Below are 19,787 nucleotides of genomic sequence, written 5' to 3' on the forward strand. Positions count from 1 at the left end.
GCGCGGGCGGAATCGGGGGAACGAATTCCGCCCGCGCCAATGGCACGGAGCCGTAGGTACGGGGGGAACCCCCGGCTCGTGCGCGGGCCGATGACCAGTCGGCTCACTACTTACTGCGCCGGGGGGGCGTGGAATGTTACTGGGGGTGGATGCGGCCTGGGTCACACCCGCGCGGGGCGCCCCAGGCCCGCCCCTTCCCACTCCGGGGGCGGCTGCCCCCGTCCCCCCGCTCAAAGCCAATCGGCGCTTCGCGCCTCGTCCTCAAACGCCGGACGGGCTTGAACTGCCCACCCAGCCGCGAGCCGCTAGGTCGGGGGGTGCGGTGGTAGCCGCAGGTGTAAGGGTGGGCGGGTGGGAGATATAGCCCGTCCGGCGATTGAGGACACGGCGCGGAGCGCCGGAGGGGGCTCAGAACACCGGGGCAGCCGAGTAGGACGGGACGGGCCGAGGCTGGTGGGGCAGGGTCACCGGGGGGACATGGCCGATGCCGCCGGGGCGGCCGCCGTGCTGGCCACCGCCGCCTGGGCGGCCGTGGCCGGAGTCGTCGTCATCGTCACCGCCGCCGGGGCGCCCGTGCTCCCCGCCGCCCTGCTGCCCGTCCTCGTCCTCATCGTCCTTGCCACCCTTGCCACCCTGGCCGCCCTTGCCGTCAAGCAGCCGGTCGCAGAACTCCCGTACCCGGTCCGCGCCCCGCGCCGCCTCCTCCAGGCGGCGGCGCTTGTCGCCGCCCAGGGCGTTGTTGCGGTAGTCGCGGCAGGCCGACACCACGTGCCGGTACCACTTGCGGCCGTTCTTCCTGCCGCGCTCGCCGGACTCGGCGCCCGGACCAGGGTTCTCCGTGGCCTCCGGACGCTCGTCGCCGTCCGTGCCCTCGGAGGTCTCGGACTCCTTCGGGGGGACGGAGCGCTCCGGGTCGTCCGAGGGTTCCTCCTCGGGGGCGGAGCTCTCGTCGTCGGGCACCTCGTCGGGCGGCACGGCCTTGTCGGTGGCCGGGCTGCGCAGCGGCCGCTCCGGCCGCTCCAGGGGGGAGGCGCTGGTGGCGGGCGTGCGCTCGGCCCGCTGGAAGGGCGAGGGGATCACCCCGGCACCGGCCGCGACCGCGACCCCGCCCGCCATGCACGCGGCGAGCGCCGCCGCGATGCCGAGGCGCACGGGCCGCCCCCACCGCACCGGGCGGACCGCCGCGGCACCGATGCGCACGGGCTCGTCACCGCCGCCCGCAGCGGGCGCACCGCGTACATCACGTACACCAGGCACATCCCGCGCACCGGCACCGGCACCCGCACCCGCACCCGCACTCACGGCACCGAACACACCAGCTGCACCGGCTGCACCAGCCGTCACACCCGCATCAGGCCTCACCGGAGCCGCTTCCGAAGCCCAGGTGTCACCGCCGCGGGCGGCCCGGAAGGCGGCGAGGGCGCCGCTCTCACCGGGAAGTTCTCCGTCCGCCCCGGTCTTCGCGGGCTTCGGCGCGGACAGCGCGGCGAGCGTCTGAGCGAGTCGCTCGGCCTGTTCGCGGTCGTGATGGGCGACGCCGTCGAGCCGCTCGCCGCGAAGCAAACGCTCCGCCGCGGCACGGTCCAGCCACTTGTCCTGCTCGTCGGCCATCACATGTCCTTCTGCGTCCGCGTACGCGAATGCGTCACACAGCGGGACGGGGGCACCGCGCGTCCGTGCGGGTCCGGCTGCGGGGGTACGGCGCCGAGTCCGGGCGCCTGGGCGTCCCCGGCGGAGCCCATCAGTTCGGCGAGTCGCTTCAGGCCGCGGTGGGCCGCGGTACGGACCGCTCCGGGGCGTTTGCCGAGCGTCTCGGCCGCGCTCTTGGCGTCCAGGCCGACGACGACACGCAGCACCACGGCCTCGGCCTGGTCCTGCGGGAGCTGGGCTATCAGCGCGAGCGCGGCGTCGGTGGCCAGGGACTCCATGGCCTCCCCCGCGGTGTCCGCCGTGGCGGGCTTGCCGGTGAGCTCGGTCTCGTCGCCGCCGATGGCGGGGCGGCGGCCGCGCATGCGGATGTGGTCGAGCGCGCGGTTGCGGGCGATGCGCGCGGCCCAGCCGCGGAAGCGGTCGGCGTCGCCGCTGAACCGGTCGAGGTCGCGGGCGATCTGCAGCCATGCCTCGGACGCCACGTCCTCGGCGTCGAGATCACCGACGAGCGTGCGTACGTAACCGAGCAGCCGCGGGTGCACGGCGCGGTACACGGTCCGGAACGCGGTCTCGTCCCCGGCCTGTGCCGCGAGCACGGCGGCGGTCAGCTCAGCGTCGTCCTCCCCCTGCACTGCGTGCCCCTCTGCGCCTGGCCCGGCGCGGCTCTCACGGGTCTCGTTGCGCGCCGTCCGCCGCTCGCGGTCGTCCGCGACGGCCCGCGGTGGTGGGTCGCAACACGGCGCGAAACTGCACGCTACGGCGTGAAAGCGGTGCGCGTCCATGTTTGTACAACATGCAACTAGCGGGTGACTCAGCGAGGTGTGACAGAAAACGCACCACGGACGCAGTAGGGAGTACGGACCGCCACGCGGTTCGTACCGTGTGACGGCCGGGGCCTCTCCTGTGGGGGGTGGCGGCCCCGGCCGTTCCCACGTCGCCTGCCGCCCTGGTCAGCGGCGATTCCGGCTTCCAACCGCTCGCGTGACCAACAGCGTGACCAACGCGTCCCGCTCCTCATGCGATCCTCCCCAGGCCAATGCGCTCAGCCGTACCGGAAGCGAGCTTGAGGGCCCCTTCGACTCGACGCTGGCCGTAGTTCGCCATGGTGTACCCGGGCGAGTTGTGCCTCACGTTCGCCGAGACCTCCACAGGGTTCTCACCGGCATCCAGATCGTTCGTGACCTTGCTGTGCCGCCAGTCATGGATGCGGAACCGCTCGGGAAGATCCAACCTCCCCCTGGTGCTCCGCCACCGCGCACTGACCTGCCCGGCATCCTGCGGCCCTCCCGGCGTGATCCCCTCCTCACGGAGCCGGTATCCATCACGAGCGAAGACAAGCCCTTGATCCACCCAACGTGGGCCGAGCTGCCAGACGCTGAGAGCCTGCTGGACGATCCGCGGTGGGTGGAGTAGCGCGGCGGTCGACCGCACGAGTACGACGCCGCCTGAGAGCAGCAGAAGGCCCCTTCCTGGGCATCGGGAGGGGCCTTCAGTCGTTCTGTGCCTTGCTACGAGGTGATGGCTTCAGCTGCGGCTCATGTGGTCAGCGAACGCGGCCCAAGCTGAGGGGGCCACACAGATGACCCCGGCCGCATGGTCCTTGGTGTCACGGATCATGATGCGTGGCTGATTGTCGGCAACCTCTACACAGTCGTTAGCGGAGCTTCCGCTGTGGGAGGACTTGCGCCAGTTGGGGGTCTCGTTCACTTCGACCTCTTCAGTGCTTCGTGGATCCTGCTCGTGGACGCTTCGGCCGTCAACGCGCTTGCGGCGACCCGATCATAGAACTTTTGATATCGGATGACCTCCGCTGATTCCTCACAGTAGTTGCCGGTGTAGAACCCCTCCGTGTACGCGCCCCTGCTCCCATCGGAGAGGGTAAGGATCACGATCGTTCCAGTGAGGTACTGACCAGCGTCGAACGGCAGTACTTGAACGGTGATGTTGGGGGTCTGCTGGACCTCCAGCAACTTCTCCAACTGTGCCTGACTTGATCGGTGCAGTGCGGCTTCGTCTATGACGGCTGACATCCATGGTGGGTCTTCGCGCTCCCACACCTTCTGTCGGGCCATGCGCTGGTTCACGTACGACTCGACGCCCGTTGGGTCTCCGCCCTGCCCAGATAGCAGAAGCTCCCGGGCATAGTCGGGTGTCTGAAGCAGTCCAGGGACGATGAACCCCGCAGTGTGAATCATCTGCGCCTTGTCCTGTTTAGTCAGATACGGCTTCGCATAGTCCCGAACGGTGGTCTGCTCAAGGATCCTGACCAAGTCGACAAGAGCGTCACCCAGTTCAAGGACGGTACCCAGCTTGGCCGCCAGGTCGCGGTCTAGCGGTGCGCCGTTCTCCACCTCAGAAACACGGCTCTTGCTGCTGAAGACCTTCCCGGCGAGGTCTACCTGCGTCCAACCCTTCGCTCGCCGTGCCTCCCTGACTTGGGCGCCGATGTACGCCTCAAGGCTCTCGCTTGGGTCGAGCTCGTTCGCGCCTGGCATATGCCTCGTTCCGCAGTCCGGTTCCGGAATCTCCACTCCTAGTAAACGTACCCGCAGGTGAGCAGGCTGGGAGTCCTACGGAAGAGCCAACTCCCCTACGAGGTACAGCCGATGACCAGCAGCAGCGCGATGCAAAGGAGCGCGGAGGCGCCCGTTGCGATCCGACCCTTCGGGGACCCCCCGGCGCGCAAGGGGCGTAAAGCGATGGCTGACCAAATTGGCACAGCCGTCCAGCCCGGCAGTGACGACATAGCGCGACTGGTGCAGCACACTCGAGTGCTCGGGCCGTGGGGACTAGTGCTGTGGCAACCGAGGGGCGGCTATCCGGACACCATCGACCTGAAGGCCGTCGAGGCCAGGCTGCGGAGGCTGCTGTGAAGCCCCAGCTGGGCAAGGTCGTCTTCGACTCAAAGACGAAGCGCGTCGGCGAAGTCATGGGCTTCGAGGGTCCGTACGTTCAACTCCGCCCACTCAAGGGCGGGATGGAGTGGGACGCAAACCCGAAGGACCTCTGCCCGGCCACCACGCTGGAAGCCCTCAGCTCCGACACCGCCAAGCCTCTCAGTAAATGGGGCCTGTGATGGCCCCCAAGGCGCGGTTGGGCGAAGTCGCGGGGGGCGTGGCCGCTCTCCTGCTCCTGGGCGTGCTGATCGTCATGGCCGTCGTCGTGGCCGTGAAGGGCCAGACGTAGAGCTTCCGCCCTCTTCAAGGGGGCGGAGAAGGCTCGCCCCTGCCGGATGGAACCACACGCGTAACGGGATCCCGGCGGGGGCGAGGCAGCAACCCTGTAGTCGTCTCAAGGCATTCAAGGAGATTCACCCATGTGTGATGGCGATGCGCTCTCGGCACCGCCCCGGCGAACGGTCAGCGTCGGCGCGGTCGTTGTCGACGAAACAGATCGCATTCTGCTGATCCAGCCGACCAGCATGCGAGGCAAGGCCCTCCCGGGGTGCCGCGTGCGTGCCAGAGAGCTGCCTGAGGTGGCTTTGCGGCGTGGAGTGCGCGAGGCCACCGGGCTGGACGTGCGGCCGCAGAGATTGCTCCTCGTGGACATCATGCCGGAGGCCGACGGACCAGAGGAGTACGTGTTCGTCTTCGGCTGCGGGTCTGTCGGAGAAGCGAAAGACATCCTGATCGACACGACGGTATGCAGGCACTATTCGTGGGTTGCCGAACGAGAGGTGGCGGCACACACGGAGCCCTATCAAGAGCGACGTATCCGTGCGGCCCTACGTGCTTATGAAGCGAAGCCAGACGCAGTTCCCTACCTGAACTGCGGAAAGCCCGCGCTGTAAGCGCCCAAGCCCTGGCCTCGCCTAATGGGTCTCCCACCCCCTTGCAGGGACCGGAGTAGGCGAGGGCAGTCCACCCACCGCTGTCCTCCCTGAGCTCTGGCAACGGTGTGGTGGGTCCATGGGCCCCGGCTGGCGATGCGAGGTGGTCCCTCCGCCAGCCGGGGCCTCACAAGCCCGCGCGTTCGTTTCCATCACGCGAACGCGAATGGCCCGGCCCCGGCTGTGGAGCTGCCGGGCCAGCAGCGGGCCCCGGAACAACCGCACCGGCCGGGGGCCCGCTGTTCGGCAAGGCCAACAGATCCCTGGTAGGGGAGGAGGGCGACATGCGCTGCATCACTGATCGAGTGCTGGTGTGGCTTCTGGAGCAGCTGCCCGAACCTCCACGGCCCGCACCGGAATGGTGCTCCACTGACCGCCTCGCGGAGCAGACTGACCAGGAGGTGGTCTCCGCTGATGAATGGGCAGCGCCTTGGCTCAGCCCGAGTGCAGAGGAAGGCCGCGCGATGTTCGAGGCCGAGGCGACGATGCCTATCAAGGTGGTGCGCAAACGAGCCGCGAGGCCCTTGCGCGAGGAATGCGCGTGGCCACGCAGGCCACGACCTCTTGACACGGGCCAGGATGACATCAAGGAGGGAACATGAGTGCCATGGCTCTTCGGCCCAGGTTCGCATGGTTGGAGATCACGGGATTCTGCAATCTAGCGTGCCGCCACTGCTACGCCGGTTCATCTCCTCAAGGGGATCACGGAGACATGAAGGACGATGACTGGCTTCGGGTCATCGATGAGTTGAACGGCTTAGGCGTCCGAGATGTGCAGTTCATCGGCGGGGAGCCAACGCTTCACCCCAGCCTGCCCGTCTTCGTTCGGCACGCACGCAAGTACGCCATGCGCATCGAAGTCTTCTCGAACATGACCCACATCAATCCAGATGTGTGGGAAGTGCTCCAGCTGCCCGGCGTACGCATCGCTTTCAGCTACTACAGCGATACGCCCGAGGACCACGAGGACGTGACGGAGGGGCGCGGCTCCCATGCCCGTACGCGCGCCAACATCGAACGGGCCCGGTCCCTCGGAATCGAGATGCGCGGCAGCGTGATCACAGTTCTCCGAGGACAGCGCGCGGACTACGCGGCATCTGAGCTGCTGCAACTCGGCGTTCGAGATGTGCGAACCGACACCATCCGCCCCTACGGCCGCGGTGCGGACGGAGCGACACCGTCCGTGGGCAATCTGTGCGGGCGCTGTGGGCGAGGGAAGTTTGCGATATCCCCCAACGGCGAGGTCTGGCCGTGCGTCTTCGCCCGATGGATGTCTCTGGGAAACGTCCACACGCAGAGTCTCGCGGAAATCTACGACGGCGATGCGATGCGTAACGTCCGCGGCGTGCTCGAAGAGGCGTTTCCCCACACCAAGCCCCGGGCTAACGGTTGCCAGCCAGACATGTGCTTGCCCAACTGCAACCCCAGCTTCGAGACCTGCGCCCCGCAGCTGGCATGCGCGCCCGATGCCGAATGTGCCCCCACGGGCGGCGATGGCAACGGAGGCGGCAAAGGTCATGCCGGGCAGCAACGCAGCACCGTAGAACCGGTTCGCATGTCCCCGCGTCGCAGCGTCCGGTACCGAGACCCGGGGATCTCCGATACCGGCTGCTGAGGAACCCTCCACCAACCAGTGCATCGTGCCCGTTCCTCCGTGATCTAGAGGCGGCATCGGTAACGTAACGGCCCTCAGTCCGCGTGCACCACTGGAGTACCGCGTATGAACGACACCGCCAAGATCACGCTATATCTCGCCCGCCGGGACGCCTATGCGGAGTTCCTGAACGCCGTAGACGCAGAGCGAACGGTCATTTGGTACCGCGAAGCTGGACGGTACGACGACAATCAGCAGGCCCTCGCCGCAATCGATGGCGCATACGACACCACCCGGGCCAAGTTCAACGTCATCGACGTTGAGGGGGTAGGGCCAGTCAAGGAGGGGCGAGCCCTCGTCGAACGTCTTAGGGACATGGAGAGGGGCGACCCAGCACAGCCGAACTGGGCGGACTTCAAGAAGGCCCGAGAAGAGTTCGTCAGCGCTGCCAGCCAGTACCTCAAGAGCCTTCTTCCACCGGACAAGCGCTGACCCGTTGGTCCAGGCCCTGTCCACTCCGCACGAAGTTGGGCCCCCTCAGCAGGGATCACCGTGTGGCGGAGTTGAGGGCGGATATCGCCACGCTGAGCACGCTGTAGCGAGAGGGGTTGGCATGTCGCAAATCGCCGGTGCACGACTGTTCCGGGAAGCGTGGATCGCGGGAGTTCACCAGCACTTCCCCGGAGAGCCCAAAGCGGGGTACGTCACTCCCTGGGGCGACACGCCCCAGTGGGAGCGCGAGGCCGCAGGCGCCGTGTACGAGCAGGTCCGCCAGTTCGTCGAGATCAGCGGCGGTCACGCGTCCAGACTCTCCCGGGAGCAGAAGAGCCGGTTCGTGGCGACGTGCTGGACCGCGCAGATGTTCAAGCACTTCGAGGACCCGAAGCCGGGGTATGTCGCTGACTGGCCCGACCTCCCCAAATGGCAGCAGGAGACCGACGCGGACATCTTCGAGGCCATCGAGGGCAGCCTGGGCGGCTAGGACACACGCCGGTTGGATGCGCCCCTCCGGCGCTCATCAAACCGGGGTGGCCCGGCCCCGGCCCTCCCCGCGTTCGAGCCGTCAGACGTCGAACAACCCCGACCCAGGACCCGGGCCCTGGAGTTCCGTCGCGTCGATCGTCTGGGAGGCGGGCGGTGCCTCCGCCTCCACCGGCTTGTCGTAGTCCGAGATCCGCATGGTCATGCGGGTGCCCGAGCGCTCCTCCATCTCCATGGCGACGATGTGGGGCTTGCCCTCCGCGGCGAGGTACACGCTGGTGACCGCGCCGTTCTGCTTCTCGACCAGCGGTATGACCTTCCGGCCGTAGCGCCACGTCGGGTCCTGCGCCCGGATCGTCGTCTCGCCCTCCATGTCGCTGAGGCCGCTGAGCAGCTGGTCGAGGTCGCACCGCGCCGACGGCATCACGCGGCGACCCGAACTGCCGTCCCCCGTGGGGAACTTCACGTACTTCCCGCGCACCTTCGCGAGGCGCCGCTCCATCTGTGCCGCGACCTCGGGGCCGCGGGCCTGGGCCAGGGCGCGCAGCGAGTCCAGGGAGGAGTCCTGGAAGCGGAGGTACGTCATACGGCCCCCGACCATGATCAGGTCGCCGCGCATCGGGCCTTCCTTGATGGTGCCGACGCAGTTGCTGTCGCGGTCGGCGTGCAGCGTCACCTCCTGGCGCCGCGCGGTGCCGCCGGTCGTGGAGCCCTTGGTCTGGGCCACGGTGATCCGCATCGAGCGCGCCGACTCAAGCAGGTCGACGGCCTCCTCGGTGAGCAGCTGGCCCCGGGCCTCGTCGCGCGGCAGCTCCCGCTCGAACGTGCCCCCGGAGAGCCGCACCGGCTTCCGCTCGCCGCCGCACGCCGTCACGAGCGTCGCCAGCGACCCGACAGCGAGCGCGGCCGCCGCGGCCCGCGTCCACCGGCGGTGCCCGCCGCCCTGTGTCCCGCGCCGTGCCTTCGCCACCACAGTCCCCACCGTCCTCATCCGCCCGTCGGCTCACCCGCTCGTCGGGCGTCAGCCGTCCGTCGGATCTCTCATACGCTTCTCATGAACCCTGCGCACGCGGCGGCGCGGTTGTCACATCCGCGCGATGCGGGATACGTCACGCGACTTTCCGCCTCGCTCCGTGCAACCCTTCGCGCCCCATCGGTGTCTTAGTAACTCGCGGGTTCACGGGGATCTCATAAAAGGGGTGACCTATCGGTGGGGTACGGGACGACGCGCCGGATCTGGCTGACCGTGGGAGCCGTGGTCCTCAGCGGTACGGGAGCGATGGCGCCCGCCGCGGCGGCGCCCCAGGGGACCGCGGAGGCCGCCCCCGCCGCCGGCCTCGGCGCCGCCACCCCCCGCGCCGACCAGGCGAAAGGCTCCCTGACCGTGCTGCCCGGCGGCCCCGGAGGCCCGGCCGCTGGTTCCCGTAAGACCCTCACCCAGGCGAGCCCCGGTGTCCCCGGCGCGAGCGAGCCCGGCGACGAGTGGGCCGCCGCGACCGCCTGGGGCGACCTGAACGGCGACGGCCGCGCCGACCTGGTGATCGGCGCGCCCGGTGAGGACGACACCGCGGGCCACGCGGACCGGGGCGCGGTCACGATGCTGTACGGCCCGCGCTTCACCTCCGGCACCGATCTGCAGCTCTCCGAGGACTTCGCGTACACCGGGGCCCGGTTCGGCTCGGCCCTGGCCGTCGGCGACTTCAACGCGGACGGCAAGGCCGATGTGTTCACCGTGGCCACGGGCACCGGCGGCAGCTGGGCGGCCAGGTTCGCCGCGGGCCACGAGACGGCGGGCACGCTCACGTCCGCCGCCGGGGCCCTCGCGCACCCGGACGCCGCGTCCGGCGACTTCAACCACGACGGGTACGCGGACGTCGCCCTGTCCTACCTCGACCCGGCGGGCCAGGGACACGTCCTGTGGTTCAAGGGCACCCGCTCCGGCCTCAGCCGCGTCGGCCAGCTGCCCGTCAAGGGCGGCCGCTCGCTCGCGGCGGGCGATGTGAACGGCGACGGCCACGACGACCTCGCCATCGGCCAGCCCTACACCGCGGAGTCAGGCGCGCACACCGGCGGCCAGGTCACCGTCGTCAACGGCGGCCCCGGCGGCCTCACCGCCACCGGCGCGACGACCGTGCACCAGGCCACCCCCGGGGTCCCGGGCGCGGCCGAGGCGGGCGACGCGATGGGCTGGTCGGTGGCCGCGGCCGACGTCGACGGCGACGGCCGCGCGGACGTCCTGACGGGCGCGCCCGGCGAGGACGTCACGCGCGCGGGCACGCCCCGCGTGAACGCGGGCACCTCGCTGCTCCTGAAGGGCTCGCCCACGGGCCTGACCGGCACCGGCGCCCTCGCCGTCAGCCAGGACGAGCCGGACGTCCCCGGCGTCACCGAGAGCGGCGACCAGCTCGGCTCCGCGGTCGCGCTCGCGGACTTCGACGGCAACGGCCGCCCGGACCTCGCGATCGGCGCGGAGGGCGAGGACCAGGGGGCCGGCACGGTGCTCCAGCTGGACACCGCCAAGGACGGCACGGTCCTGCGGACGAGCGGCGTGCTCTACGGAAAGGCGCAGCTGGGCACCCCGGCCGGGGCGCGCGTCGGCCAGTCGCTGACGCCGTGAACCAGAGGCCGGGGCCCGCCTTAAAGGCTTAGGCCCCCGATGTCCTCGCCCGCCGCGACACGACCGCGCGCAGCACCCGGCGGCCCTCGGTGGACACGTCCAGCACCTGGCGCAGGCCGCCGCCGGGCCCTGCCGCGCCGAGCAGTTCCAGGACCCGCACCTGGCGGCGCAGCTCGGCCGAGACCAGGGGTGCGACGCCCTGGTCCCTGGCGTCGAGGAGGCGGTGGATCTGGAGCGCGGCGGCGGAGCAGCCGTCGGCCCAGGTGCGCAGCGTGGCGGGGGTGCGGGCAGCGGGCGTCGCGGCGAGCATGCGCCGGGCGAGCACGGCCGCCTCGACGCCGCCCGCTCCACCGGCTCCACCGGCTCCACCCGCTCCACCCGCTCCACCTGACCCGCCCTCGCCGCCCACCTCGTCCGGAGGAGACGCACCGGCGCCCCCGGCTCCCTGGGCATCCCCCTCAAGGACCCGGCGCACCTCCGCCAGCGCCCCCTCCCAGGCCGTGCCGTCCGCGAGGCTCGCCCACAGCGGCCGCAGGACCTGGTCGTCGACGCCGTCGCCGAACAGCGGCACGCACCGGTCGAGGCAGGCGAGCCCGCTCGCGGCGAGCCCCGTCTCGTCGGCCTGGGCGATCAGCTCCACCAAGCTCGCGCATGACTCTTCAGGCTTCACATGCCCTTACAGCGTCCAGCGGCCCGTTTCCGTCACTGCGGCCGAAAACCGCTGGGTGGCACCTGGTTACTGCGGCAGCACTCCGAGCCGGTCGAGGAAGCGGAAGAACAGCTCCTCCGCCGAGGGCTCGGGGTCGGCGTTGAGCACGTCGAGGAGCGCGGCGGACCGCGCGGACCTGCCCGACTCGGCGGCCCAGTCCAGTGCCCTCGCGGCGGCGTCGCCCGGTTCGAGGAAGTAGTCCTCGACGGTCAGGTCGTCCGCGCCCAGGTACTTGGCCATGGCGTCCCGCGCCAGGCACGTGGCCCAGGCGCCGCCGCGCGGCGCGGCCGCCTCGACGACCACGCAGTCGCTGTTCATGACGAAGCCGAAGAGCGCGGGCGCGCCGGTCTCACCGGCGAGCACGTTCATGTTCCCCACGTCGACCGAGCCGTCGCTCGGGCACTCCCAGACCTGCCACCCGTCGGACCGCCGCTCAAGGAGCGCGAGTTCGCCGCGCACCGCCGCCAGGGCGCCGAGTTCGCCCAGGGGGCGCTCGCTCCGGCCGACGACGTAATACCCCCAGTAGCCCATGTGCCCCCCACTCTTTCCCGCCATTTTGGCCCTTCGGGCCGGGTCCTCAAACGCCGGACGGGCCGGAAATCGGCCCGTCGGGCCTCGTCATCGCGTGCCGGACGGCCGTCAGCCCATCCGCTCGGACAGGCGTACGAAATCCGGCCACGGCCGCGTGGGGCGCCGGGCGTCCCAGAGCTTCTGGGCCGTCGCCCGCAGCGGCATGCGGATGCCGGCGGCCACCTGCTCGGTGGTCTGGGCTCCCGCGAGGTCGCACCAGACGGCGAAGGAGCCGCCGAGTATCCGGCGGTCGTAGGCGGCGGCCACGGGCCGGGTGCCGCGCAGGACCAGCGGGGTCCACTGCTCGTAGATGCGCCGCCCGGTGGGGTAGGTGAAGTCGTTGGGCTCGCCGAGGACGTAGTAGAGGTACTCGTCGTTGTAGTTGAGGACCTCGCGGCCCTCCTTCAGATACGCGACGGGCTCGCGGGCGCCGAGCTCCTTGCCGGTCCAGTACGCCACCTCGATGCCCGCGTCGGCGCGCTCGACGCCGCCGGGGAAGAAGCCGTCGTTCCAGGCCCGCACGGAGCGCGCGGGGCTGATGGCGCGCACCCGGTCGTTCAGCCACCGCGTGGCCAGGTCCTGGACGCGGGCGCCGGGCCCGAGCCGGTCGCGGGCCGCGGCGGCGAGCCCGGGGTAGGAGGCCTCGGGGTCGCGGGCCAGGAGGGCGGGGTACTCGTCGGCGCCGATGTGCCAGCGTGCGCCGGGGAACAGCTCGTCGTACTCGCGCAGGAGCTCGTCGACGATCCGCCCGGCCCTGGGGTTCGCGATGTCGACGGCTCCCGGGGCGACCCTGCCACGCGTGTCGCGCAGCCGCAGTTCCGGGTGGGCGCTGAGGACGGCGCCCAGGTGGCCGGGCGAGTCGATCTCCGGGACGACGGTGATGTGGCGGCGCGCGGCGAGGTCGACGACGCGGCGCACCCGCTCCTTGGTGAGGTGGTCGGCGGAGACGACCTCCGGGTGGGATTCGGAGGCGATCCGGAAGGCCTGGTCGTCGGAGAAGTGCAGGCCGAGCTCGTTGTACTTCAGGTCGCCGAGCTCCTCGACGCGCCGCTCGATCCACTCGGCGGGGAAGTGCTTGCGGGCCACGTCGAGCATGAACCCGCGCCGCGGCTTGGCGGGCGCGTCCCGCACCACGCCCTCGGGGGCGGTGCCGCCGCCGCGCACGGACTGCTTGAGGGTGCGGGTGCCGTAGAAGACGCCCGCCTCCGCGGGCGCGGCGATACGGACCACGCGGTCCTTCACGGTGAGGGTGTACGACTCCGGGTTCCCGCGTCCCGCGAGGTCAAGGCGTACGTCTCCCCGGCGCGGCCGCGCCTCGCCGCCGTAGCGAAGGCGCAGCTCACCGGCGAGCAGCCGGGCCTCGTCCCGCAGCCGCACGTCACCGACGACGACGCGCCCCTCGCGCCCGGGACGCCACCCCGGCCCCCGCGCGGGCGTGTGCTCGCGCACGGCGGGGATGGTCTCGGGGGCCTGGGAGAGCGCGTACGACCGGGTGGGCCGCGGCGTGGGCGCGGCCGCCTCGCCGCCCGTGCCGCCGCCGTCACCCCCGGGCCACAGCGCGAGGGTGAGCACGGCGGCGCCCGCCGCGACGGCGGCACCGGCGAGCACCAGCGGCCGCCGCCTCACCGGCGCGCGCCCCTGCTCGCGGGCGGCCCCGGGAGCGGCCGCCGAGCCCCACCGGCCCCACGTGTCCATGCCTGCACACCCCCACGCTAGCCCCGGCCGACCGGGGCCCGCCCGTCCACTTCGTACCGCCAAACTCTCCTATCCGAGTGAATTCGACACACCGATCCCAGGAAGCGGACACGGACCTCACGCACCCCCTCGATAGCGTGGCGCCGCACCTTCCACCCGCTTGCCCTCCGCCGAGGAGCCCCCCTGCCGTCGCACCGCGCCATACCGGAACCGCCGCACCCGATGAACGCCGTGAATCCCCCGCACGTCATGAAGGTCATGAAGGCCATGAAGGTCACGGACGCCATGGACACCGTGAACGCGGCTGCGGCCGACGATGCCCAGCGCACCCTCCTGACCTGCTGTGCGAGCCGTCACTGGGCCGCCAAGGTGGTCGCCCACCGGCCCTATCCGGACCTGGACGCCCTGCTCGCCGCCGCCGACGAGGCCGCGTACGACCTCACGCCCGCCGACCTCACCGAGGCCCTGGCCGCCGAGCCGATCGAACCGGCGCTGCCGCCGGGCTCCGCCTACTCGGCCGCCGCCACGGCCCTGCGCGCCGCGCACGCCGCGTACGAGAGCCGCTTCGGGCACGCCTTCGTGGTCTGTCTGGACGGCGTCGCCCCCGGCGAGGCCCTCGACCACCTGCTCGACTCCCTGCGCGCCCGGCTCGGCAACGACGAGGAGGACGAGCGCGCCCTGGCCGCCGAGGAGCTGCGCAAGGTGGCCAGGGCCCGGCTCACGCGCCTGGTCCGCGGCTGGTCCCAGGCCGCCGCGCCCCCGGCGAGGCGTGGCGAGGCCCGCCGCGATAGCCCGTACGTACCAGTTTGATTGCTTGTTTGATCACACCTGAGGACCCCGGGCAAGTCCACCGACAACTCGTCGATACGATGACGAGCGGCCGGTGGACCGTACCCGGCCGGGCTCGTCCGACAGAGAAGCCGGCCGGCCCCAATCCCCGCTCCCGGAGGGTTCTTCCGTGCCGGCTGGAACGCTGTACCGCGGCCGGGAAGGAATGTGGTCATGGGTGGCTCATCGAGTCACCGGCGTCCTCATCTTCTTCTTCCTGTTCGTACATGTCCTGGACACCGCTCTCGTCCGCGTATCGCCTGAGGCGTACGACGAGGTCGTGGCTACCTACAAGACGCCGATCGTCGCGCTCCTCGAGTACGGCCTGGTCGCCGCCATCCTCTTCCACGCCCTGAACGGCCTGCGCGTCATCGCCGTCGACTTCTGGTCGAAGGGCCCGCGCTACCAGAAGCAGATGCTCTGGACCGTCGTGGGCATCTGGGTCGTGCTGATGGTCGGCGCGCTGTACCCGGTGCTCGGCCACGCCGTCCGCGAAGTCTTCGGGAGCTGAGGCCAGACATGTCCGACACCACGCTTGAGAAGTCCGGAGTGGGCCCCGTCGAGGGCGCGTCCCTCTACGACGTCGACCACCCCGCGCCCCTCATCGAGGCCCCGCGCAAGCGGACCTCGAAGACGCCGCGCGCCACGCGCGGCAACTTCGAGATGGCCGCCTGGCTGTTCATGCGCCTGTCCGGCGTCGTCCTTGTCGTCCTCGTCATCACGCACCTGCTGATCCAGCTGGTCCTCGACGGCGGCGTCTCGAAGATCGGCTTCGCGTTCGTCGCGGGCCGCTGGGCGTCCCCGTTCTGGCAGGTCTGGGACCTGCTGATGCTGTGGCTCGCCATGCTGCACGGCGCGAACGGCCTGCGCACGGTCATCAACGACTACGCGGAGCGCCCGAACACGCGCCTGTGGCTCAAGGGCCTGCTGTACACCGCCACGGTGTTCACCATCCTCCTGGGCACGCTGGTGATCTTCACCTTCGACCCGAACATCCGCTAGAGCCGAGGCGACCGAAGTGAAGATTCACAAGTACGACACCGTCATCGTCGGCGCGGGCGGCGCCGGCATGCGTGCCGCCATCGAGGCGACGAAGCGCAGCCGCACCGCCGTCCTGACGAAGCTCTACCCCACCCGCTCCCACACGGGCGCCGCGCAGGGCGGCATGGCCGCCGCGCTCGCCAACGTGGAGGAGGACAACTGGGAGTGGCACACCTTCGACACGATCAAGGGCGGTGACTACCTGGTCGACCAGGACGCCGCCGAGATCCTGGCGAAGGAGGCCATCGACGCGGTCCTCGACCTGGAGAAGATGGGCCTGCCGTTCAACCGCACCCCGGACGGCACCATCGACCAGCGCCGCTTCGGCGGCCACTCCCGCAACCACGGCGAGGCCCCGGTGCGCCGGTCCTGCTACGCCGCGGACCGCACCGGCCACATGATCCTCCAGACGCTGTACCAGAACTGCGTCAAGGAGGGCGTGGAGTTCTTCAACGAGTTCTACGTCCTCGACCAGCTGATCACCGAGGTCGACGGCGTCAAGAAGTCGGCGGGCGTGGTCGCGTACGAGCTGGCCACCGGCGAGATCCACGTCTTCCAGGCGAAGGCCGTGATCTACGCCTCGGGCGGCACCGGCAAGTTCTTCAAGGTGACCTCCAACGCGCACACCCTGACCGGTGACGGCCAGGCGGCCTGCTACCGGCGCGGTCTTCCGCTCGAGGACATGGAGTTCTTCCAGTTCCACCCGACCGGCATCTGGCGCATGGGCATCCTGCTCACGGAGGGCGCCCGCGGTGAGGGCGGCATCCTGCGCAACAAGGACGGCGAGCGCTTCATGGAGAAGTACGCGCCGGTGATGAAGGACCTCGCCTCGCGTGACGTCGTCTCGCGCTCCATCTACACGGAGATCCGCGAGGGCCGCGGCTGCGGTCCCGAGGGCGACCACGTCTACCTGGACCTCACGCACCTGCCGCCGGAGCAGCTGGACGCCAAGCTCCCGGACATCACCGAGTTCGCGCGCACGTACCTCGGCATCGAGCCCTACACGGACCCGATCCCGATCCAGCCGACCGCGCACTACGCCATGGGCGGCATCCCGACGAACGTCGAGGGCGAGGTCCTCGCGGACAACACCACCGTCGTCCCGGGTCTGTACGCCGCCGGTGAGGTCGCCTGCGTGTCCGTCCACGGCGCCAACCGCCTGGGCACCAACTCGCTGCTCGACATCAACGTCTTCGGGCGCCGCGCGGGCATCGCCGCCGCGGAGTACTCGGCGAAGGCCGACTTCGTGGAGCTGCCGGAGAACCCGGCCGAGCTGGTGGTCGACCTGGTGGAGCGCCTGCGCGAGTCCACGGGCACCGAGCGGGTCGCGGAGATCCGCAAGGAGCTCCAGGAGACGATGGACGCGAACGTGATGGTGTTCCGTACGGAGCAAACCATCAAGACGGCCGTCGAGAAGATCGCCGAGCTGCGCGAGCGGTACAAGAACGTCTCGGTCCAGGACAAGGGCAAGCGCTTCAACACCGACCTCCTGGAGGCCATCGAGCTGGGCAACCTGCTCGACCTGGCCGAGGTCATGGCGGTCTCCGCCCTGGCCCGCAAGGAGTCCCGCGGCGGCCACTACCGCGAGGACTTCCCCAACCGCGACGACGTCAACTTCATGCGCCACACCATGGCGTACCGCGAGGTCGGCGACGACGGCACGGACTCGATCCGTCTCGACTACAAGCCGGTCGTCCAGACCCGCTACCAGCCGATGGAGCGTAAGTACTGATGGCAACTCCGACGATGGACAAGGTCGAGGCGGAAGCCGCGGCCTCGTCCCACCTCATCACGGTCACCTTCCGCATCCGCCGCTTCAACCCGGAGATCTCGGCGGACGCGGTGTGGGAAGACTTCCAGCTGGAGATCGACCCCAAGGAGCGCGTCCTCGACGGCCTCCACAAGATCAAGTGGGACCAGGACGGCACCCTGACGTTCCGCCGCTCCTGCGCGCACGGCATCTGCGGCTCGGACGCCATGCGGATCAACGGCAAGAACCGCCTCGCGTGCAAGACGCTGATCAAGGACCTCAACCCGTCGAAGCCGATCACGGTCGAGGCCATCAAGGGCCTGACGGTCCTGAAGGACCTGGTCGTGGACATGGACCCGTTCTTCCAGGCGTACCGGGACGTGATGCCGTTCCTGGTCACCACGGGCAACGAGCCGACCCGCGAGCGGCTGCAGTCCGCCGAGGACCGCGAGCGCTTCGACGACACCACGAAGTGCATCCTGTGCGCCGCGTGCACGTCGTCGTGCCCGGTGTTCTGGAACGACGGCCAGTACTTCGGCCCGGCCGCGATCGTCAACGCGCACCGCTTCATCTTCGACAGCCGTGACGAGGCGGGCGAGCAGCGCCTGGAGATCCTGAACGACAAGGACGGCGTGTGGCGCTGCCGCACCACGTTCAACTGCACGGACGCCTGTCCTCGTGGCATCGAGGTCACCAAGGCGATCCAGGAGGTCAAGCGGGCGCTGATCACGCGCCGCTTCTGAGCCGCCCACGCGCGCGAGGGCCCCGTCTCCCCTTCGGGAGGCGGGGCCCTCGTGTTCACGGCCTGCGGCGGTCGACGGCCGTCAGGTCGATGTCGATGTCGAAGGGGCGGGAGGTCTTGAGGCGGTCGTGGAAGATGCCGGTGTCGCCGTAGGCCTTGGTACCCGGGTCCAGTTCGAAGGTGTGGACGACGGGGAGATCCGTGGTCCCGTCCTGTTCGACTCGCCAGAAGTAGGGCACACCGGCCGCGGCGTACTTACGGGGCTTGACCTCGCGGTCGCGGTCGACGGAGTCGGGGGAGACGACTTCGACGGCGAGGACGATGTCTTCCGGCTTGAACCACGTCTGGTGGCTTCCGGTGTCCGCCTCGGCGCGATACACCACGATGTCCGGCTCGGGACGGTTCCGCGCGTCCAGCTTCACCGTCATCTCCCGGTCGACATCGAGGTGGTCCGGCACCTGCCGCAGGAAGGCACTTTCCAGCAGGTACATCGTGCGCGTGTGGAACCTGCGCTGCGGGCTCATGAAGACGAGGCTCCCGTCGATCAACTCCGTATGCGGCGGGAGGCCCGGAATCCGGTCGAGGTCGTCCGCGGTCCAGCCCCCGGCGGGCGGGATCGGCCAGTGGTACTGCTCCGGCTCGTCCTGAAGCTCGTGCTCCTGGTCGGGTGCGGCGCTCATGGTTGCTCCCATGGGACGGAGTCTCGCCTGTCGTTTCAGCGTACCCAACGGCCTTGGATCACTATCCGCCGAACGAGTGAACGTCCCCCAGCCTTGCGATTCCACCGGGGTGGAGACGGCCGCGACGACCCCGGCAGGGCGCCACCACCGCCCGGCCCCGCGTCCGTACGCTGACGCCATGTCAGACAGCCCCCCACCCGACCCCACCGCCCCCCTCGGCTTCGACAACACCCTGTTCCCCGTGGGTGACCTGCCCGAGGCCGTCGGCTTCTACGAGCGCGCCGGGTTCCCCGTCGCGCACCGCCTCGACGAGGCGGGCCTCGCCATCCTGAAGGCGGGTCCGGAGACCCCGGGCCTGCTCCTGCGCGTGGAGGACGGCGCGGTCCGCCGGCCCCCGCCCTGGCCCTCGCCCCGCGTCTGGCTGGAGGTCAGGGACGCGCGGGCGAAGGCGCGGGCCCTGGCGGACGCGGGCATCCCGGTCCTCGCGGAGCCCCTGTCCGTGGCCACGGGCTGGACGGTGGAGATCGCGGATCCGTGGGGGAACGTCATCGGGTTCACCGACTACTCCAAGCGCCCGGAGCTGGCCCGGCCCTGAGGCCGGGGTCTTCGCGGACGCCAACGAGGCCGCGCCACCTGCGGGCTCCGGCACCGGGCGACGGCACGCGCCGCCACCGCCCGCCGGAACTCCGGAGTGCCCCGCGGCGCGGCCTTCCGCACGTCCAGGCGAAGCCGCCCGCCCGCGGGCCCGCCCCGCACCGCCTAGCCCCGCCACATCCCGTACAAGAACGCGCCCACGGACAGCACGAGCAGCAGGCCGCAGCTCAGTGCCACGCGTCGGTCGGGCACCTCTCCGACCAGCGCGGCCCGTTCCTCCTCGGTCAGTTCGACGACGGCTTCCGACAGTCCGGACTCCCCGGGCTCCCCCGTCTCGCGCATCGGTCGGCTCCTCTCACTCATCGGTGACCGCACGGTGTACCGCATGGTCTGGACCTGGTTCCACTCAGCGGAACAACCGGGCAAGTCGGGTGGCACCGAAACGGCAAACCAGTACGCCCGGGACGCGCAATACGGCTCAAGAGTTGTGCGTCCAGGGCGAGTTGG

Annotated in this window: 24 protein-coding genes; 13 read left to right on the plus strand and 11 right to left on the minus strand. The window is 70.4% G+C overall.

The genetic code is table 11. The features are described 5' to 3' along the window. Positions 1 to 408 precede the first annotated feature (408 nt). The 5 genes from AC07A4_RS02660 to AC07A4_RS02680 form a co-directional block, all read right to left on the minus strand. Positions 409 to 1,611: a hypothetical protein gene (locus tag AC07A4_RS02660; protein WP_478591918.1), complete on the minus strand. Its 1,203-nt coding sequence runs from the start codon at positions 1,609 to 1,611 to the stop codon at positions 409 to 411. Further along, positions 1,611 to 2,282 (minus strand): RNA polymerase sigma factor, encoded by a 672-nt coding sequence (locus tag AC07A4_RS02665; RefSeq protein WP_478591921.1) that lies wholly within the window; start codon positions 2,280 to 2,282, stop codon positions 1,611 to 1,613. Before AC07A4_RS02665 ends, AC07A4_RS02660 begins: the two co-directional genes overlap by 1 nt. A 382-nt stretch (positions 2,283 to 2,664) precedes the next feature. Beyond that, positions 2,665 to 3,081, minus strand: a complete 417-nt coding sequence (locus AC07A4_RS02670) for a hypothetical protein (protein WP_478591924.1) — start codon at positions 3,079 to 3,081, stop codon at positions 2,665 to 2,667. 93 nt (positions 3,082 to 3,174) lie between these two features. Further along, positions 3,175 to 3,357, minus strand: coding sequence for a DUF397 domain-containing protein (locus tag AC07A4_RS02675; protein ID WP_478591926.1), 183 nt, complete (start codon positions 3,355 to 3,357; stop codon positions 3,175 to 3,177). Further along, positions 3,354 to 4,181 carry a Scr1 family TA system antitoxin-like transcriptional regulator gene (locus AC07A4_RS02680; RefSeq protein WP_478591929.1) on the minus strand — a complete coding sequence of 276 codons (828 nt, stop codon included), beginning with the start codon at positions 4,179 to 4,181 and terminating at the stop codon, positions 3,354 to 3,356. Before AC07A4_RS02680 ends, AC07A4_RS02675 begins: the two co-directional genes overlap by 4 nt. A gap of 168 nt (positions 4,182 to 4,349) precedes the next feature. Here AC07A4_RS02680 and AC07A4_RS02685 point away from each other — a divergent pair, with 168 nt between their 5' ends. The 6 genes from AC07A4_RS02685 to AC07A4_RS02710 all read left to right on the plus strand — a co-directional run bounded on the left by AC07A4_RS02685 (position 4,350) and on the right by AC07A4_RS02710 (position 8,055). Continuing rightward, on the plus strand, positions 4,350 to 4,523 hold the full coding sequence (locus tag AC07A4_RS02685) for a hypothetical protein (protein ID WP_478591931.1): 174 nt from the start codon (positions 4,350 to 4,352) through the stop codon (positions 4,521 to 4,523). Further along, on the plus strand, positions 4,520 to 4,726 hold the full coding sequence (locus AC07A4_RS02690; protein WP_478591934.1) for a hypothetical protein: 207 nt from the start codon (positions 4,520 to 4,522) through the stop codon (positions 4,724 to 4,726). Before AC07A4_RS02685 ends, AC07A4_RS02690 begins: the two co-directional genes overlap by 4 nt. A 240-nt stretch (positions 4,727 to 4,966) precedes the next feature. Further along, positions 4,967 to 5,440, plus strand: a complete 474-nt coding sequence (locus AC07A4_RS02695; RefSeq protein WP_478591936.1) for an NUDIX domain-containing protein — start codon at positions 4,967 to 4,969, stop codon at positions 5,438 to 5,440. A 646-nt stretch (positions 5,441 to 6,086) separates the two neighbouring features. Further along, on the plus strand, positions 6,087 to 7,094 hold the full coding sequence (locus AC07A4_RS02700; protein WP_478592877.1) for a radical SAM/SPASM domain-containing protein: 1,008 nt from the start codon (positions 6,087 to 6,089) through the stop codon (positions 7,092 to 7,094). A 105-nt stretch (positions 7,095 to 7,199) separates the two neighbouring features. Further along, on the plus strand, positions 7,200 to 7,565 hold the full coding sequence (locus AC07A4_RS02705; protein WP_478591939.1) for a hypothetical protein: 366 nt from the start codon (positions 7,200 to 7,202) through the stop codon (positions 7,563 to 7,565). Between the two features lie 121 nt (positions 7,566 to 7,686). Beyond that, complete coding sequence (locus AC07A4_RS02710) at positions 7,687 to 8,055, plus strand: hypothetical protein (RefSeq protein ID WP_478591941.1); 369 nt, start codon at positions 7,687 to 7,689, stop codon at positions 8,053 to 8,055. Between the two features lie 81 nt (positions 8,056 to 8,136). Here AC07A4_RS02710 and AC07A4_RS02715 read toward each other — a convergent pair whose 3' ends face one another. Further along, positions 8,137 to 9,024, minus strand: a complete 888-nt coding sequence (locus tag AC07A4_RS02715) for a hypothetical protein (protein ID WP_478591942.1) — start codon at positions 9,022 to 9,024, stop codon at positions 8,137 to 8,139. 240 nt (positions 9,025 to 9,264) lie between these two features. Between AC07A4_RS02715 and AC07A4_RS02720 the strand changes: the two genes are divergently transcribed. Further along, positions 9,265 to 10,671: an FG-GAP and VCBS repeat-containing protein gene (locus AC07A4_RS02720; protein WP_478591945.1), complete on the plus strand. Its 1,407-nt coding sequence runs from the start codon at positions 9,265 to 9,267 to the stop codon at positions 10,669 to 10,671. A gap of 28 nt (positions 10,672 to 10,699) precedes the next feature. Here AC07A4_RS02720 and AC07A4_RS02725 read toward each other — a convergent pair whose 3' ends face one another. The 3 genes from AC07A4_RS02725 to AC07A4_RS02735 all read right to left on the minus strand — a co-directional run bounded on the left by AC07A4_RS02725 (position 10,700) and on the right by AC07A4_RS02735 (position 13,645). Then, complete coding sequence (locus tag AC07A4_RS02725) at positions 10,700 to 11,311, minus strand: hypothetical protein (protein WP_478592880.1); 612 nt, start codon at positions 11,309 to 11,311, stop codon at positions 10,700 to 10,702. Positions 11,312 to 11,407: 96 nt separating this feature from the next. Beyond that, a complete protein-coding gene (locus AC07A4_RS02730) occupies positions 11,408 to 11,911 on the minus strand; it encodes a hypothetical protein (protein WP_478591948.1) in 504 nt (167 codons plus the stop codon). A gap of 108 nt (positions 11,912 to 12,019) precedes the next feature. Beyond that, on the minus strand, positions 12,020 to 13,645 hold the full coding sequence (locus AC07A4_RS02735; protein ID WP_478591951.1) for a beta-N-acetylhexosaminidase: 1,626 nt from the start codon (positions 13,643 to 13,645) through the stop codon (positions 12,020 to 12,022). A gap of 285 nt (positions 13,646 to 13,930) precedes the next feature. Between AC07A4_RS02735 and AC07A4_RS02740 the strand changes: the two genes are divergently transcribed. The 5 genes from AC07A4_RS02740 (at position 13,931) to AC07A4_RS02760 (ending at position 18,007) form a co-directional block, all read left to right on the plus strand. Next, on the plus strand, positions 13,931 to 14,455 hold the full coding sequence (locus AC07A4_RS02740; RefSeq protein ID WP_478592882.1) for a 2-oxo-4-hydroxy-4-carboxy-5-ureidoimidazoline decarboxylase: 525 nt from the start codon (positions 13,931 to 13,933) through the stop codon (positions 14,453 to 14,455). Positions 14,456 to 14,603: 148 nt separating this feature from the next. Continuing rightward, positions 14,604 to 14,984, plus strand: a complete 381-nt coding sequence (gene sdhC, locus AC07A4_RS02745; RefSeq protein WP_478591954.1) for a succinate dehydrogenase, cytochrome b556 subunit — start codon at positions 14,604 to 14,606, stop codon at positions 14,982 to 14,984. Between the two features lie 8 nt (positions 14,985 to 14,992). After that, positions 14,993 to 15,475 (plus strand): succinate dehydrogenase hydrophobic membrane anchor subunit, encoded by a 483-nt coding sequence (locus AC07A4_RS02750; RefSeq protein WP_478591956.1) that lies wholly within the window; start codon positions 14,993 to 14,995, stop codon positions 15,473 to 15,475. Positions 15,476 to 15,491: 16 nt separating this feature from the next. Then, positions 15,492 to 17,246 (plus strand): succinate dehydrogenase flavoprotein subunit, encoded by a 1,755-nt coding sequence (gene sdhA, locus AC07A4_RS02755; RefSeq protein WP_478591958.1) that lies wholly within the window; start codon positions 15,492 to 15,494, stop codon positions 17,244 to 17,246. Continuing rightward, positions 17,246 to 18,007 (plus strand): succinate dehydrogenase iron-sulfur subunit, encoded by a 762-nt coding sequence (locus AC07A4_RS02760; protein WP_478591960.1) that lies wholly within the window; start codon positions 17,246 to 17,248, stop codon positions 18,005 to 18,007. Before sdhA ends, AC07A4_RS02760 begins: the two co-directional genes overlap by 1 nt. A 55-nt stretch (positions 18,008 to 18,062) precedes the next feature. Here AC07A4_RS02760 and AC07A4_RS02765 read toward each other — a convergent pair whose 3' ends face one another. Beyond that, a complete protein-coding gene (locus AC07A4_RS02765; RefSeq protein WP_478591962.1) occupies positions 18,063 to 18,686 on the minus strand; it encodes a Uma2 family endonuclease in 624 nt (207 codons plus the stop codon). Positions 18,687 to 18,864: 178 nt separating this feature from the next. Here AC07A4_RS02765 and AC07A4_RS02770 point away from each other — a divergent pair, with 178 nt between their 5' ends. Then, positions 18,865 to 19,281: a VOC family protein gene (locus tag AC07A4_RS02770; RefSeq protein ID WP_478591964.1), complete on the plus strand. Its 417-nt coding sequence runs from the start codon at positions 18,865 to 18,867 to the stop codon at positions 19,279 to 19,281. Between the two features lie 164 nt (positions 19,282 to 19,445). Here the strand turns inward: AC07A4_RS02770 and AC07A4_RS02775 are convergent, their stop codons facing one another. Continuing rightward, the gene (locus tag AC07A4_RS02775) at positions 19,446 to 19,622 is read right to left on the minus strand and encodes a hypothetical protein (RefSeq protein WP_478591966.1); all 177 of its coding nucleotides are present in this window, start codon (positions 19,620 to 19,622) and stop codon (positions 19,446 to 19,448) included. Positions 19,623 to 19,787 lie beyond the last annotated feature (165 nt).

Source organism: Streptomyces sp. NPDC043996 (assembly GCF_056435225.1).

Bases quoted from the DNA above. Each gene is read 5' to 3' on its own strand.
- AC07A4_RS02700 (WP_478592877.1), top strand. From the start codon at position 6,087: ATGGCTCTTCGGCCCAGGTTCGCATGGTTGGAGATCACGGGATTCTGC.
- AC07A4_RS02775 (WP_478591966.1), bottom strand. From the start codon at position 19,622: ATGCGCGAGACGGGGGAGCCCGGGGAGTCCGGACTGTCGGAAGCCGTC.
- AC07A4_RS02710 (WP_478591941.1), top strand. From the start codon at position 7,687: ATGTCGCAAATCGCCGGTGCACGACTGTTCCGGGAAGCGTGGATCGCG.
- AC07A4_RS02705 (WP_478591939.1), top strand. From the start codon at position 7,200: ATGAACGACACCGCCAAGATCACGCTATATCTCGCCCGCCGGGACGCC.
- AC07A4_RS02660 (WP_478591918.1), bottom strand. From the start codon at position 1,611: ATGGCCGACGAGCAGGACAAGTGGCTGGACCGTGCCGCGGCGGAGCGT.
- AC07A4_RS02765 (WP_478591962.1), bottom strand. From the start codon at position 18,686: ATGAGCGCCGCACCCGACCAGGAGCACGAGCTTCAGGACGAGCCGGAG.
- AC07A4_RS02770 (WP_478591964.1), top strand. From the start codon at position 18,865: ATGTCAGACAGCCCCCCACCCGACCCCACCGCCCCCCTCGGCTTCGAC.
- AC07A4_RS02735 (WP_478591951.1), bottom strand. From the start codon at position 13,645: ATGGACACGTGGGGCCGGTGGGGCTCGGCGGCCGCTCCCGGGGCCGCC.
- AC07A4_RS02760 (WP_478591960.1), top strand. From the start codon at position 17,246: ATGGCAACTCCGACGATGGACAAGGTCGAGGCGGAAGCCGCGGCCTCG.
- AC07A4_RS02730 (WP_478591948.1), bottom strand. From the start codon at position 11,911: ATGGGCTACTGGGGGTATTACGTCGTCGGCCGGAGCGAGCGCCCCCTG.
- AC07A4_RS02750 (WP_478591956.1), top strand. From the start codon at position 14,993: ATGTCCGACACCACGCTTGAGAAGTCCGGAGTGGGCCCCGTCGAGGGC.
- AC07A4_RS02695 (WP_478591936.1), top strand. From the start codon at position 4,967: ATGTGTGATGGCGATGCGCTCTCGGCACCGCCCCGGCGAACGGTCAGC.
- AC07A4_RS02740 (WP_478592882.1), top strand. From the start codon at position 13,931: ATGGACACCGTGAACGCGGCTGCGGCCGACGATGCCCAGCGCACCCTC.
- AC07A4_RS02685 (WP_478591931.1), top strand. From the start codon at position 4,350: ATGGCTGACCAAATTGGCACAGCCGTCCAGCCCGGCAGTGACGACATA.